The organism is Brevundimonas goettingensis, assembly GCF_017487405.1.
In the GTDB taxonomy this organism is placed as follows: Bacteria; Pseudomonadota; Alphaproteobacteria; order Caulobacterales; family Caulobacteraceae; genus Brevundimonas; species Brevundimonas goettingensis.
The window spans coordinates 1,977,858-1,989,332 of the sequence record NZ_CP062222.1; the positions used below are offsets into that span (position 1 = coordinate 1,977,858).

An 11,475-nucleotide genomic window follows, 5' to 3' on the forward strand; every position below is an offset into this window, starting at 1 on the left:
GCATTCCGGAGTTTCGGGGAGTCGAAACACTAGATAGGCAGTGTTCGACGGTTTTTAAGCCTCGTCCAGTCACGGGTTTCGTGAACGCCGTTCACGCCCGTCAAACGGTCGCCGCACACGCCGTAAATTCCAGCGTCAAAGCAAGGCGACCCCAAAATAGCTTGACACCTTACATGCGTCAGATATTTCTTACACATGAAAGGACGGATGCATTATGACCCCCGGTGATCGTTTGCTGACCGTCCTGTCAGCCTTGGACAATCCGCACCGGCTGCGGGTGCTCGCCGCCTTGCAGGCCGGGGGTCGCAACTACGTCAGCCGGCTGGCGCGGGAGATCGGCATCAGCCGCCCCCTGCTGCATCTGCATCTGAACAAGCTGGAAGAAGCCGGCCTCGTGACGAGCCACCTCGAACTCTCGCAGGAGGGCAAGGCGCTCAACTACTTCGAGATCGCCCCCTTCCACCTGGAAGTCACACCCCGGTCCATCGTGGACGCTGCCGCCTCCCTGACGGCCAAGACTGAAAAATAGGAGACCGCCCGTGTCGGAAGATATCTACCTCCTGACGCTCTGCCTGCCGCTCGGCACCATCCTGCTGGTGTTTGGCATGCGTTATCTCGCCGCGATCCGTCAGGCGAAGGCGAAGACGGATCAGGACGAGGCCTACAGAGCCCTCGCCGAAAGCACGCGCGCCGCCCTGACCGCCATGCAGGCGCGGCTCGACGGCATCGAGAAGATCCTCAAGGACGTCGAATAGTGACCGAGGCCGCTATCGCGCCTGGCCCCCTGGCCCGTCCCGAAGACGCTCCCCTTCCCCTCTGGCGGCTGTACGGACTGCGCGCCGGCTATCTGCTGCTGGCCGTGGGTCTGGGCGTTCAGGTCTGGCCCGGGATCCTCGCGGACCACTCGGACTGGGAACTGATGGAAGGCGTGGTCCAGTGCATGCTGGGCGCGATCGGCCTGCTGGCGCTGCTCGGCCTGCGCTACCCCGTCCGCATGCTGCCGCTGCTGTTCTTCGAGATGCTTTGGAAGGCGCTCTGGCTGGGCTTCGTCGCCGCGCCCCGCCTGATGGCGGGACAGATGGACGACGGCGCCTGGTCCACCCTGTCGGCCTGCCTTCTGGTCGTCGTCTTCCCCATCGTGACGCCCTGGCGCCGGGTCGCTTCCCTCTTCATCACGGCGCGCGGCGACCGCTGGCGCTGAGCCAGACGCCGCGCCCTTTCCGATCCGGACCGTTTCATGCCCTTCGACATCCGCAGCCGCCCGCTCGCCTATGCCCGCCTCGCCGGCGCCATCTATCTCGTCGTCATCGTGGCGGGGGCCCTCGCCGAGGGCATCGTCATGAACACCGTGACGGTTCCGGGCGACGACGCGGGGACGATCCGCGCGATTCTCGCCCACTCCTCGCTCTGGACCTGGGGTCTGGCGGCGAACCTCGTCATCCCCCTGATCGCGGTGGTCCAGCTCTGGATCGAATACATGCTGCTCCGGCCGGCCGGACGCGGGCTGGCCCTGCTGTTCCTGCTGCTCAACCTCGCCTCCCTGGCGGTGGAGGCGGTCAGCAAGATGTTCCAGCTGATGGTCGTGCCGCTCGCCTCGGGCGGCGCCGGCGGGGCGCTCTCCGAGGCCATGGCGACCTTCGCCCTGACGGCCCACGGCGTGGCGTTCAACATCGCGCTGATCTTCTTCGGCGCGGCCTGTCTCGTCAGCGGGACGCTGATCTGGCGCTCAGGCTATCTGCCGCGGTTCATCGGCGTACTGATGCAGATCGCCGGCCTCTGCTATCTCGTCGCCTCGTTCTCCGAACTGCTGGCGCCGTCGTTCGCCCGCATGATAAGCCCGGCCATCCTGCTTCCCGTGCTGGTGGGCGAGACGAGCTTCTGCCTGTGGCTGCTGATCCGGGGCGTGAACGTCCGCAAATGGAACGAGCGTCAGGACTCGATCGCACGAGGCCAGCCCTGACGGCGGGCGGAGTCGCGTTCAGGTCGAGCCCAGAGCCGGCCATGACCAAAGATTCACGGGACTCCGGCGTTCCGTGGACACATCGTGAGCTTGGCCGTGATGTTCGGCAACGGAGACGAACCGATGACGATTCCCGCGCTCTTCCTCGCTCTGGTATTGGCTGTGCCGGGTCAGGGAACGGCCCCGTCCGCCGCCGTCACGGTCCCGGCCGAACCTGCCCTGAGCGCCGCCATCGGGGATCGGGACGCCGTTCTGTTTCGCGTCATGTCCGACGACTGCGACCCGGCGGCCCTGAGCGATCTGGTGACCGAGGACCTCGAATTCTATCACGACCGCGGCGGGCTGATGGCGGGGCGCACGGCCTTCGTCGCCGACTACGCCAGGGGTTGCGAAGCGAAGAAGGCGCCCGACGCCTTCCGCTCGCGGCGTGAACTCGTCCCCGGCTCGATGCGGGTCTACGCCATTCCCGGGTCGGGCGCCGTCGAGGAGGGAACCCATCTCTTCTACGAACGCCAGGGCGACGGGCCCGAGAAACTGGTCGGCCGGGCCCGGTTCTCGATGTTCTGGAAGCTGGACGCCGACGGCCAGTGGCGACTGGCGCGCGCCTTCAGCATCGATCATGCGGCGGCGTCGGCGCCCCCGTCGGCAAACTGAACAAACAAAAGGGCCCGGCGCTTTCGCGCCGGACCCTTCTGGTACTCGGAACTGGTACGCTACTGCAGTGTCAGGTCGCTGATTAGCGAGCGGCCTGGAACTTTTCGACCGAGGCGGTGACGCGCTCGTTGATCGGCTTGAAGCTGTCCTTGACCGACGAGGTCAGGGTCTCGGTCATCTTGGTCATTTCGGCCATGTAGACCTCCATGGCCGACTTGGTGAAGCTGGTCTGCAGCTCGATCAGTTCCTGAACCGAACGGGCCTTCGACATCGACTGGGCGGCGGCGACGCCGGTTTCCCAGCTCGACTTGCCGTAGGACAGGGCCTGGGCCGACAGGGCCTCGGCGCCCTTCTGGGCGGCGGTGGTCGAGGCGACCACGGCGTCGAGGTTCAGCTTGGACTGGGCGCCCAGTTCGGACAGCGAGGCGGTGGTCTTTTCCAGACCGTCCTTGAACGCCTGGGCGCCGGCGGCCTGGACCTTCTCGGTCTGGGCCTTGGTGTTGGCGGCGGTTTGTTCGACGGTCTTTTTGACGGCTTCGGCGGTGTCGGCCATGTGAAGTCTCCTGAACCCGGTGATCGAGCCCTGTTCGTTTCGACGGACCCGTAATGATTTCCCTCACGACGGATTTCTCCCTCGCGACACGGCTCATATGGTGCATGTGCGAACACGGGTCAAGGTTTTTTGTGCAGTGCACAATATGATCGACGATAAACTGTCAGGCGACGGAAACGGCTCAGCTTTCGCTTTTCGGGCGAACCGTTCAAATCTCCGTTGAGACCTCGTTAACCACCGTGAAACCCGAAACTCGCATGCTAGGCTCTCACCCATTGCGCCGGGGGGCCGCCCGACATTCGCGTTGCGTCCCTGGCCACAGGGACGTCACAGTTACGAGGCTATTCGGTTGCCGATGACCGCTTTCTTCCGCCGTATCGCCGTCGGCGTCATGGCCGTTCTGGCGGTGACAGCCGTCTCGGTTTCGCCCCTGTCGCCGATCTCGTCGATGGTCGAGGCCCAGTCGTCCGACAACGCCCGCTACGCCGCCATCGTCGTCGACGCCCAGACGGGCGAGGTCCTGTTCGCGCGCCGTGCCGACGACCCGCGCTATCCGGCCTCGGTCACCAAGATGATGACCCTGTACCTGACGTTCGAGGCGCTTCAGGCCGGACGCGTCAAGCTGGACGATATCGTCACCGTCTCCCCTCTCGCCGCCTCCCAGCCGCCGTCCAAGCTGGGCCTCGCCGCCGGCCAGACCATCCGCTTCGACGACGCCATGCGCGCCACAACCGTCCGATCCTGCAACGACATGGCCATGGTCCTGGCCGAGCACGTCGGCGGGTCCCAGGCCCGGTTCGCGGCCATGGCGACGCTCAAGGCCCGCCAGCTGGGCATGACCCAGACAAACTACGTCAATCCGAACGGCCTGCCCGACAGCCGCCAGGTCACCTCGGCCCGCGACCTGGCCATCCTGGCCCGCGCCATCATGCGCGACTATCCCCAGTATTACAGCTATTTCGGCCTGCATGACTGGGCCTTCCAGGGCCGCGACTACCGCAACACCAACGGCCTGCTGCTGGGCGGCAACGGCTATGACGGCATCAAGACCGGCTTCACCAACGCCTCGGGCTATAACCTCGCCGCCTCGGCGGTGCGCAACCATCGCCGGATCATCGTCATCGTCATGGGCGGACGGTCCAGCGCCACCCGCAACGCCCATGTCGCCGAGCTGATGAACACCGGCTTCGAGGTCGAGAACCGCCGCGCCCAGGGCGAGACCATCCAGGTCGCCCAGACCTTCTTCGAACAACGCGGCTTCGGCGTCGACGGCAGGGGCCTGTCCGACGGGGCCGGCGCCATCGCCTATGCCTCGCTGAACGGCGAGCGCGGCTCTCCGGCGCGTGACGACGAGGACGGCGAAGGTTCGACCGCCGTCGCCTATACCGCCGCGCCGCGTCAGCCCGCCCCCGTGTCCTCGCCCATCCATGTCGCCGGATCGGAAGTAACCGCCTCGAACACCGCCCGCAGCTACGCCGCCGTCGCCAACGCCCCGCCGCCGGTTCCGACGCCCGCGCCCCGGCCCGAGAACCGGGCCGTCGCCAACGATCCCGCCAACCTGACCGCCTCCCTGAATGGCGGCGTCGCAGCACCCCGTACGACGACCCCGGCCCGCACCCCGCCCGCCGCCACGCGTCCGGCCGCCCCGGCGCGTCCGCCCGCAGGCCGCTGGGCCGTTCAGGTCGGCGCCTTCCGCAGCGAGTCCGTCGCCCGCGACTGGCTGACCGAGGTCAACCGCCGCTTCCGGGCGCAGTTCACGGACGCCGAGCGCGCGGTGCAGTCGAACGACGGCTGGTTCCGTTCGCGCTTCACCGGCATGACCCAAGCCAAGGCCGAGGACGCCTGCGAAGCCCTCGCCGCCCGCCGCGTGACCTGTTCGGTGATCCGCCCGGGGGCTTGAGCGCCCCTACCGCTCACCACTTCCACCGCTCATCCCGGCGAATGCCGGGATTCAGATGCAAATCGGTGACTGAAGTTTCGCGAGGGCCGCGTCCTTGCAGCATGCGCCTTATCTGGATCTGGATCCCGGCATTCGCCGGGATGAGCGGTGATGGGGTTTACCGCCTCAGCAGCCTGTCCCGCGCGGAATTGACCCGCGCGGCCAATCCTTCGGTGCCGCCCTGATCGGGATGGGCGCGGCCCATCAGCCGGCGCCAGGCTTCGTTGATCTCAACCTTTGTCGCGGTCGGCCCAACCCCGAGGATCGACCGCGCCTCAGCCTCCGACAGGGCTTCCGGCCTCGCGGCCTTCGGCGCCGCCCTCTGCAGGTTGGCGCGGATGCGTGACGAGAAGATCAGATAGAGACCGGCCCCGACCATCCCGGCCGTCGCCAGCCACGCCCCGTGCGAACCCGCCAGCACCGCCCCGGCCAGCAGCACCGCGCCGAGCACGGTCGCGGCGATACGCCACTGCCCTCTTCCCGGCTTCTCGGATTGTCGCCCCAGCCGGACCAGGGCCCAGACGGCGATCGCCGCCAGAGCCAGCCAGATCAGACCCATAAGGTTCGCTTAGGCCGCCGCGTCCAGCGCGGACAGGCTGTTCAGCGAGGCCTCATCCAGACCCATGGCCATCATCAGGTTGCGCATCTCCTGACGCGCGGCGACGTGGGCCAGGGACACCGCCACCGGGCGGACATCGTTGGACAGGTCCGCGACCGTCAGGCCGAAGGGGAAGAGTTCGCGATAGATGACCCGGTCGCGCAGGCCCGGCCCGACGCGGAAACCGACGCGCTTGGCCAGCTTGGCCATCCGCTCTTCCAGACGGCGGCGGTTGCGGGCCTCGGCGACGGCCAGACGGTTGGTCACCACCAGCCAGTCGATCGTGGCGTGGCGGCCTTCCTTGATGGCGCGCTGCTTGCGGGCCTCCCAGACGCTTTCGGAATAGATGGAGGGCTTGAGCAGCTCCAGCGTCACCGGATCGACCTGACCCAGCAGGTCGAAGTCGACGAAGCTGTCGTTCATCGGGGTGACGATCTGGTCGGCGCGGGCATGGGCGGCGCGCGACAGGGCGGTGTCGCCGCCGGGGGTGTCGATCAGGATGATGTCGACCTCGCCGCACTGGGCGTAGGCGGCCTCGAAGGTCGCCAGCTGGTCCTCATCCGAGGCGCGGGCCAGGGCCTTGCCGTCGCCCAGATCCGGCTCGGTCGGCATCGGCAGGACATGGCCGTTTGCGGCGGTCCAGGCGGCGCGGTTGGCGAAGAAATGCGACAGGGACCGCTGGCGCAGGTCCAGGTCGATGATCGCCACCTTATGGCCGGCGTGCAGCAGGCCCACGACGATATGGATGGCGAGGGTGGACTTGCCCGCCCCGCCCTTTTCATTGCCGACGACGACGACCTGAGGCTGCGCCATGTTGCGATGACCCGATGCTGGCGACGACTCACTCACGCGTCGTCAATGAAGGCCAGACTCGGGCGCCCGCCCCAGAACGTCAATGAAGGGTTAATGCGTAGCTGTGGACGAGGGCCTCAAGCCTGACGCGCACACCACGGGTCGTTGACCTGGGCCGCGCGGCAGATGGCGACGGCGGCGGCCGTGGGGGCCGCGACCTTCAGCCGCGTCAGGGCGCGCCCATTCACTGTGACCCGCTCGAACACCGGCGACAGGCCGTTCAGGGCATTGCGGGCGGCGCCGGCCTTGACCGTGGTCCAGGCGGACCGGGCGGCGGCCTCGCTGGAATAGGCGCCGAGCTGGATGGTGGTGCGTGCGGTAGCAGGCGCAGCGGACAGGCCGGAGCGCAGGCCGTCCGCCCGGGCGGGACGAGCGACCTCGGCGGCGCGGGTCGAGACCTGCTGGACGACAGCGCCCATCGCCGCCTGGGCCACGGCAGGGGCGGCGGCCTCGACGACAGCCGCGCTCTCCTGGCGAACCGCGTGGGTCAGGCCGTCGCGAGCGTCCCACAACTCATGCGGATCCATGACCTCGACACGCAGGCCGGAGCGCAGCCCGGATTCGGCGGCGGTTCCCGTCAGGGGTTTCGGCGCCTCGGCGGCCGATACAGGGGCCTCCGATCCATCCAGACGGATGTCGGCGACCTGCTGGGCAAGGTTCTCAAACCGGTGCGGGTCCCCCTCCACCATGCCGCAGGAAGCGGTCGTGAGACCGACCCCCGACAGGGCGAGCGAAACCAGGACTGGACGAAGCATTCTGCTGGGCGTCATAAGCGCAACCCTACAAAACAGGCTTTGAAACGCCGTTCACGAACACGCTTAAAGCGAAGGGTTAACGTCATAACCATCCCCGAAAACCCTGAGACCCTTCCAATCATCCGCACCGTCAGCGAACTGCGCGCGGTTGTGCGGGGCTGGAGACTGCAAGGTTTGAGTGTCGGTCTGGTTCCCACCATGGGCGCCCTGCACGCGGGGCACCTGACGCTGGTGGAAGAGGCCAAACGCCGCGCGGACCGGGTCGTGACCAGCGTCTTCGTCAACCCGACCCAGTTCGCCGCCCATGAGGATCTGGGCACCTATCCGCGTCAGGAGGCCCAGGACGCCGCGCTTCTGACGGCCGCCGGCGGCGCGGTGATGTTCGCCCCGACGGTCGCGGAGATGTATCCGGCCGGCTTCGTCACCTCGGTCGCCGTCGGAGACGCCGCCAGGGGCGGACCCTCACAGGGACTGGAAGGTGAGTTCCGCCCGGCCATGTTTGGCGGCGTCGCCGTGGTGGTCTCCAAACTGCTCAATCAGGTCCAGGCCGACGTCGCCGTCTTCGGCGAGAAGGACTGGCAACAGCTGATGGTGGTGCGCCGCATGGCCGCCGACCTCGACATCCCCACCGAGATCGTGGGCAGCCCCACCCTGCGCGACGACCACGGCCTGGCCCTGTCCTCGCGCAACGCCTATCTGTCCGAGGCCGAGCTGGCCGTGGCGCGCAAGCTGAACGTCATCCTGCGTCAGGCCGCCGATCAGGCCGCCGCCAAACGCCCCCTCGCCGCCGTCGAGCGCGACGCCTATGGGGCCATTCTCAAGGCGGGCTTCGACCGGGTCGACTATGTCGTGATCCGTCACGCCGATGACCTGACGCCCTTCGCGGAAGGCGTGGTGACCGGCCCCGCCCGCATTCTCGTCGCCGCCGCTATCGGACGGACGCGGCTGATCGACAATATGGCTGTTTAGGACGCCGCCGAGCGCTTCCCCACCACCGTCATCCTCGGGGTTGGGGATGAGGGATCAGTGAGCCCTCAGAACCACCGGGATCCGCACCTCGCGCACCGGGGCGTCGTCGCCGTCCTCGCCCTTGGCGGTCTGGTCCTCGGTCAGGACCACCGTCCCCGTCTGGGTCGCATCGACGGCATAGCTGAGCACCGCCTTGAACGGCACGGGGCCGGGTTGGGTCCAGTCCGTCTGGGCCTGGGCGGGCGCCTGGGTCAGCAGATTGCCCTGGGCGTCCAGCAGGACGGCGTCGAACACCGCCTCGAAATACCAGTCATTGGGCGCCACGCCGGTGACCGTCAGCGGGCTGGCGGTCGTCGCCCCCGCAGCGGGCGAGGTTACGCTGACCCCTGTCGGGAAGGTCACGGCCGGAGACGGGGCCTCCGCAGGCGGGGCTGAGGCGTCAGACGGCGCGGACGACGTCGCGGGCTGACCGCAGGCCGCCAAACCCAGCATCACGGCGCCGAGAGCAAGGTGTTGACGCATCGATGCTTCCTGAGCCGAACCGGGGACCGATCGGGACGCTGCGCGCCCCGCCTGCCTCTCGTCAAGATCGGTATCAGAAGTGCGTCAGGCGACAGCCGCCGCCGATGTGCCCGGCCTCGGCGCAGGGGTAGACCACGACCACCCGCCTCGGCGGTCCGTCGGGTTCCGACACCGCGCGGACCAGCCAGCCATCGCCTGACCGGCACCGCGCCTCATAGAGCTCCGTCCCGGCCTGATCCCCGCGTCCCTGCCCCATGAAGCGGGCCTCGGCGACGTCGCAGCCGGACGCCAGGCCCCCTGCCAGCCAGCGCCGGACGGTCGCAACCTGTTCGGCCGGGGTGGTGAAACGGCAAGCACCGCCTTGGGAGACGACCTTCAGACAGGCGCTGACGGTCCAGCCGGTCGCGGCCCGTTCGAGCCAGAAGCCGTCCTCGCCCGCGCAACCGACCTCATAGAGGGTCCCGTCCGTCGGGGTCCGGCCACGCAGGGCCCCGCCGTCGACCCGACAGCCGATCCCGGCCTCCCTCGCCAACGGGGCGATGACCGGCACAGGGTCGCGGTTGGCGGCGATCCGGCAGCCGGGCGACCGGCCGTCGCTGGCGAGACGCGAGGCCTCCAGCGACAGACAGTCCAGCGCCCGCGGCCGCGCCCCGTCCACCAACAGATAGCCGGGGCCTTCAGCGCAGGTGACCTCGAACTGGGCCGCGCGGTCGGCGTCCATGCCTCGCGCCTCGGCCCGGCCGACCCGGCAGGCCACGCCGATACGGTCGGCCAGATCCTGGGCGTCCAGTCGCACCGAAGGGTCGGGAACCCGGCCGCCGCGCGACCAGGGCAGGTTCTCCTGCGCCGTCGCCGATCCGGCGAACAGCGCGAACATCAGGATCAGCAGAGGGCGAAGGGCGGGCATGGGGCGATACTGCCCGGAGCCCGCCCCGTGTCCAAGTCTCAGCCGATGGCGCCGACGCAGCCTTCGACCTCTCCCGGCGCCAGGTCGGCGTCGGTCAGGGCCAGGGTCCAGCCGTGGTCGGTGGCCAGGCCCCAGCGGCGCGCGCCGCCGCCGTCGCCCGCGTCGCCGCCGGCGGCGACAACCACCCGGCGGCCGGTCGGCAGGGCCGGCGGATCGATCTTGCCGACTGCCAGAGCGGTGGGCTGACCGCCGCCCAGGCCGAAGCCGTCGAACACCGACAGGCTGGACCATTCGCGGCGCAGGCCGACCCACCAGGCGTCGTCGGTGTTGACGGCCAGAACGGCGACGCCATGCCCCTCGGCGGCGAAGGCCAGCGCGGCTTGCGGATCGCGGACCATGCGGATGTCGGCGGCCATGCCGAAGCGCTGGCGGGCGCCGTCGAAGGCGCGGGTCGGATCGTTTGGGGCCCAGACCTGGACCTGAAGCGTGCCCTGACGGGCCAGCCCCCAGCCGACGATCTCGCGCCACAGGCCGGCGACGGCCTCGGCGTTCTCGGGCTGGCACTGGCCGAGCATACGGCCCAGCACGGTCTGTTCGCGGTCGGGGCGCAGCTTGGTGTGCGGGCCGTGCGGCGCGTCCTTGGCCTTGCCGACGCTGGCCGCGATGGCGAGACGGCGCTCGAACAGCTCCAGGATCTGGTCGTCGATCAGGTCGATCTCGTGGCGCAGGGCGGTCAGGGCCATCTGTTCGGGCGTCATGTCGGCAGGGTTCATGTCAGCGGGCCAGACCTGCTTGAGATTGGAATTCGGATTCAGGGTGGAGACGGTCATTTAAGAAGGGCTTTCGGGATACGGGAATTTCGATGTGGGGGCGCCAACAGGCGCGCAGCCGCTCGGGGTCCGAGCGGTCGCCGGTGAGGCTGTCAGGAGCGAACCGCGCTCGAGGCCTCAGCCGGCGTATCGAAAGCCGTAATAGGAGCCGCTAAAATAAAAGCCGGCAACCGCGCGCGAACGGGTCGAAAGGGTCAGAACAGAAGCGCGCAGCGGGGACATGGGAGGGTCCAATCGCGGACCGGGGTGGTCCGTTAGGGTCTTAAGACACGCAACGATCGTGCATCGTCAACCCTTTTTGCACGCCAACAGGACAAAACGCGTCCGGTTATCGGCGGAATCCTGCAGGTCGTGACGCAGAATCGACAGCCCATAGACCTCGGCCGCGGCCATGGGGGCCAGGGCCGCGCGGCTGCGGTCTCCGGCCTCGGCGACGTCGCGGGCGGCCCCGGCGGTGTCGAAGGCGACCACGATCTTCGCATTGATATGGGACAGGGTCTCACGGCACTGATCCAGCGCGATGGGGTGGCTTTCGATAGTGCGGATGTCCGCCATCCGCGCGCCGTCGATGGCCATCAGGCAGTGTCGGATGGGCCGCCAGACGTCGGCCAGGGTTTCAAACCCCGCTTCGCGCACCAGGGTCGCGGCCGGCTCGACCGCCCCGATGGTCGAGTTCTCGATCGGGATCAGGGCCATGTCGCAGTCGCCGGTCCGCACCGCTCCCAGCGCCTCCGCGAAGGTCTCGAACGGCACGGCCTCGTCCCACGGCCTCAGGGCGACGCAGGCCTCGTGGCTGAAGGCGCCGGGCGCGCCCTGGAACGCCACGCGGGCGTTGCGGTCGTCTTCGATGGGGGCAACGGGGGTGGTCATCTGTCTTCTCGCCTTGGCGTCCCGGCGTTGGACCGGGCGGTAATGGCCGCCATGCGTCCACACTTC

Annotated in this window: 15 protein-coding genes; 7 read left to right on the plus strand and 8 right to left on the minus strand. The window is 68.5% G+C overall.

The genetic code is table 11. The annotated features are described in order from the left end of the window. Positions 1–214: 214 nt before the first annotated feature. The 5 genes from IFJ75_RS09870 (at position 215) to IFJ75_RS09890 (ending at position 2,614) form a co-directional block, all read left to right on the plus strand. Positions 215–529 (plus strand): ArsR/SmtB family transcription factor, encoded by a 315-nt coding sequence (locus tag IFJ75_RS09870; RefSeq protein WP_207932385.1) that lies wholly within the window; start codon positions 215–217, stop codon positions 527–529. A gap of 10 nt (positions 530–539) precedes the next feature. Next, a complete protein-coding gene (locus IFJ75_RS09875) occupies positions 540–755 on the plus strand; it encodes a hypothetical protein (RefSeq protein ID WP_207932386.1) in 216 nt (71 codons plus the stop codon). After that, positions 755–1,201 carry a hypothetical protein gene (locus tag IFJ75_RS09880; protein ID WP_207932387.1) on the plus strand — a complete coding sequence of 149 codons (447 nt, stop codon included), beginning with the start codon at positions 755–757 and terminating at the stop codon, positions 1,199–1,201. The genes IFJ75_RS09875 and IFJ75_RS09880 overlap by 1 nt, the downstream gene beginning before the upstream one ends. Before the next feature lie 36 nt (positions 1,202–1,237). Continuing rightward, positions 1,238–1,960: a DUF4386 domain-containing protein gene (locus tag IFJ75_RS09885; protein WP_207932388.1), complete on the plus strand. Its 723-nt coding sequence runs from the start codon at positions 1,238–1,240 to the stop codon at positions 1,958–1,960. Positions 1,961–2,083: 123 nt separating this feature from the next. Further along, positions 2,084–2,614: a nuclear transport factor 2 family protein gene (locus IFJ75_RS09890; RefSeq protein WP_207932389.1), complete on the plus strand. Its 531-nt coding sequence runs from the start codon at positions 2,084–2,086 to the stop codon at positions 2,612–2,614. 82 nt (positions 2,615–2,696) lie between these two features. On the opposite strand, the gene IFJ75_RS09895 is transcribed toward IFJ75_RS09890, so the two are convergent. Further along, positions 2,697–3,167, minus strand: a complete 471-nt coding sequence (locus IFJ75_RS09895) for a phasin family protein (protein WP_207932390.1) — start codon at positions 3,165–3,167, stop codon at positions 2,697–2,699. A gap of 355 nt (positions 3,168–3,522) precedes the next feature. On the opposite strand from IFJ75_RS09895, the gene IFJ75_RS09900 reads away from it, so the two are divergent. After that, positions 3,523–5,067 (plus strand): D-alanyl-D-alanine carboxypeptidase, encoded by a 1,545-nt coding sequence (locus IFJ75_RS09900; protein ID WP_207932391.1) that lies wholly within the window; start codon positions 3,523–3,525, stop codon positions 5,065–5,067. Positions 5,068–5,224: 157 nt separating this feature from the next. Here the strand turns inward: IFJ75_RS09900 and IFJ75_RS09905 are convergent, their stop codons facing one another. From IFJ75_RS09905 to IFJ75_RS09915, 3 genes are all read right to left on the minus strand, one after another. Further along, complete coding sequence (locus tag IFJ75_RS09905) at positions 5,225–5,665, minus strand: J domain-containing protein (protein WP_207932392.1); 441 nt, start codon at positions 5,663–5,665, stop codon at positions 5,225–5,227. A 9-nt stretch (positions 5,666–5,674) separates the two neighbouring features. Then, positions 5,675–6,517 carry a division plane positioning ATPase MipZ gene (locus IFJ75_RS09910; protein WP_207932393.1) on the minus strand — a complete coding sequence of 281 codons (843 nt, stop codon included), beginning with the start codon at positions 6,515–6,517 and terminating at the stop codon, positions 5,675–5,677. 116 nt (positions 6,518–6,633) lie between these two features. Beyond that, positions 6,634–7,311 (minus strand): SPOR domain-containing protein, encoded by a 678-nt coding sequence (locus IFJ75_RS09915; protein ID WP_225897073.1) that lies wholly within the window; start codon positions 7,309–7,311, stop codon positions 6,634–6,636. A gap of 117 nt (positions 7,312–7,428) precedes the next feature. On the opposite strand from IFJ75_RS09915, the gene panC reads away from it, so the two are divergent. Further along, a complete protein-coding gene (panC, locus tag IFJ75_RS09920; protein WP_404822099.1) occupies positions 7,429–8,280 on the plus strand; it encodes a pantoate--beta-alanine ligase in 852 nt (283 codons plus the stop codon). 54 nt (positions 8,281–8,334) lie between these two features. Here panC and IFJ75_RS09925 read toward each other — a convergent pair whose 3' ends face one another. From IFJ75_RS09925 to IFJ75_RS09940, 4 genes are all read right to left on the minus strand, one after another. Continuing rightward, positions 8,335–8,802 carry a Gmad2 immunoglobulin-like domain-containing protein gene (locus IFJ75_RS09925; protein WP_207932395.1) on the minus strand — a complete coding sequence of 156 codons (468 nt, stop codon included), beginning with the start codon at positions 8,800–8,802 and terminating at the stop codon, positions 8,335–8,337. Between the two features lie 73 nt (positions 8,803–8,875). Continuing rightward, the gene (locus IFJ75_RS09930) at positions 8,876–9,709 is read right to left on the minus strand and encodes a hypothetical protein (protein ID WP_207932396.1); all 834 of its coding nucleotides are present in this window, start codon (positions 9,707–9,709) and stop codon (positions 8,876–8,878) included. A 38-nt stretch (positions 9,710–9,747) separates the two neighbouring features. Further along, on the minus strand, positions 9,748–10,539 hold the full coding sequence (locus IFJ75_RS09935) for a chorismate mutase (RefSeq protein ID WP_207932397.1): 792 nt from the start codon (positions 10,537–10,539) through the stop codon (positions 9,748–9,750). Between the two features lie 288 nt (positions 10,540–10,827). Next, the gene (locus IFJ75_RS09940; protein ID WP_207932398.1) at positions 10,828–11,409 is read right to left on the minus strand and encodes a prephenate dehydratase domain-containing protein; all 582 of its coding nucleotides are present in this window, start codon (positions 11,407–11,409) and stop codon (positions 10,828–10,830) included. Between the last annotated feature and the right edge of the window lie 66 nt (positions 11,410–11,475).

What these genes read in the sequence shown, in the direction of transcription:
- IFJ75_RS09910 (WP_207932393.1), bottom strand. Translation starts at nt 6,517, where the DNA reads ATGGCGCAGCCTCAGGTCGTCGTCGTCGGCAATGAAAAGGGCGGGGCG.
- IFJ75_RS09885 (WP_207932388.1), top strand. Translation starts at nt 1,238, where the DNA reads ATGCCCTTCGACATCCGCAGCCGCCCGCTCGCCTATGCCCGCCTCGCC.
- IFJ75_RS09895 (WP_207932390.1), bottom strand. Translation starts at nt 3,167, where the DNA reads ATGGCCGACACCGCCGAAGCCGTCAAAAAGACCGTCGAACAAACCGCC.
- IFJ75_RS09900 (WP_207932391.1), top strand. Translation starts at nt 3,523, where the DNA reads ATGACCGCTTTCTTCCGCCGTATCGCCGTCGGCGTCATGGCCGTTCTG.
- IFJ75_RS09890 (WP_207932389.1), top strand. Translation starts at nt 2,084, where the DNA reads ATGACGATTCCCGCGCTCTTCCTCGCTCTGGTATTGGCTGTGCCGGGT.
- IFJ75_RS09870 (WP_207932385.1), top strand. Translation starts at nt 215, where the DNA reads ATGACCCCCGGTGATCGTTTGCTGACCGTCCTGTCAGCCTTGGACAAT.
- IFJ75_RS09915 (WP_225897073.1), bottom strand. Translation starts at nt 7,311, where the DNA reads ATGCTTCGTCCAGTCCTGGTTTCGCTCGCCCTGTCGGGGGTCGGTCTC.
- IFJ75_RS09930 (WP_207932396.1), bottom strand. Translation starts at nt 9,709, where the DNA reads ATGCCCGCCCTTCGCCCTCTGCTGATCCTGATGTTCGCGCTGTTCGCC.
- IFJ75_RS09935 (WP_207932397.1), bottom strand. Translation starts at nt 10,539, where the DNA reads ATGACCGTCTCCACCCTGAATCCGAATTCCAATCTCAAGCAGGTCTGG.
- IFJ75_RS09925 (WP_207932395.1), bottom strand. Translation starts at nt 8,802, where the DNA reads ATGCGTCAACACCTTGCTCTCGGCGCCGTGATGCTGGGTTTGGCGGCC.
- IFJ75_RS09940 (WP_207932398.1), bottom strand. Translation starts at nt 11,409, where the DNA reads ATGACCACCCCCGTTGCCCCCATCGAAGACGACCGCAACGCCCGCGTG.
- IFJ75_RS09905 (WP_207932392.1), bottom strand. Translation starts at nt 5,665, where the DNA reads ATGGGTCTGATCTGGCTGGCTCTGGCGGCGATCGCCGTCTGGGCCCTG.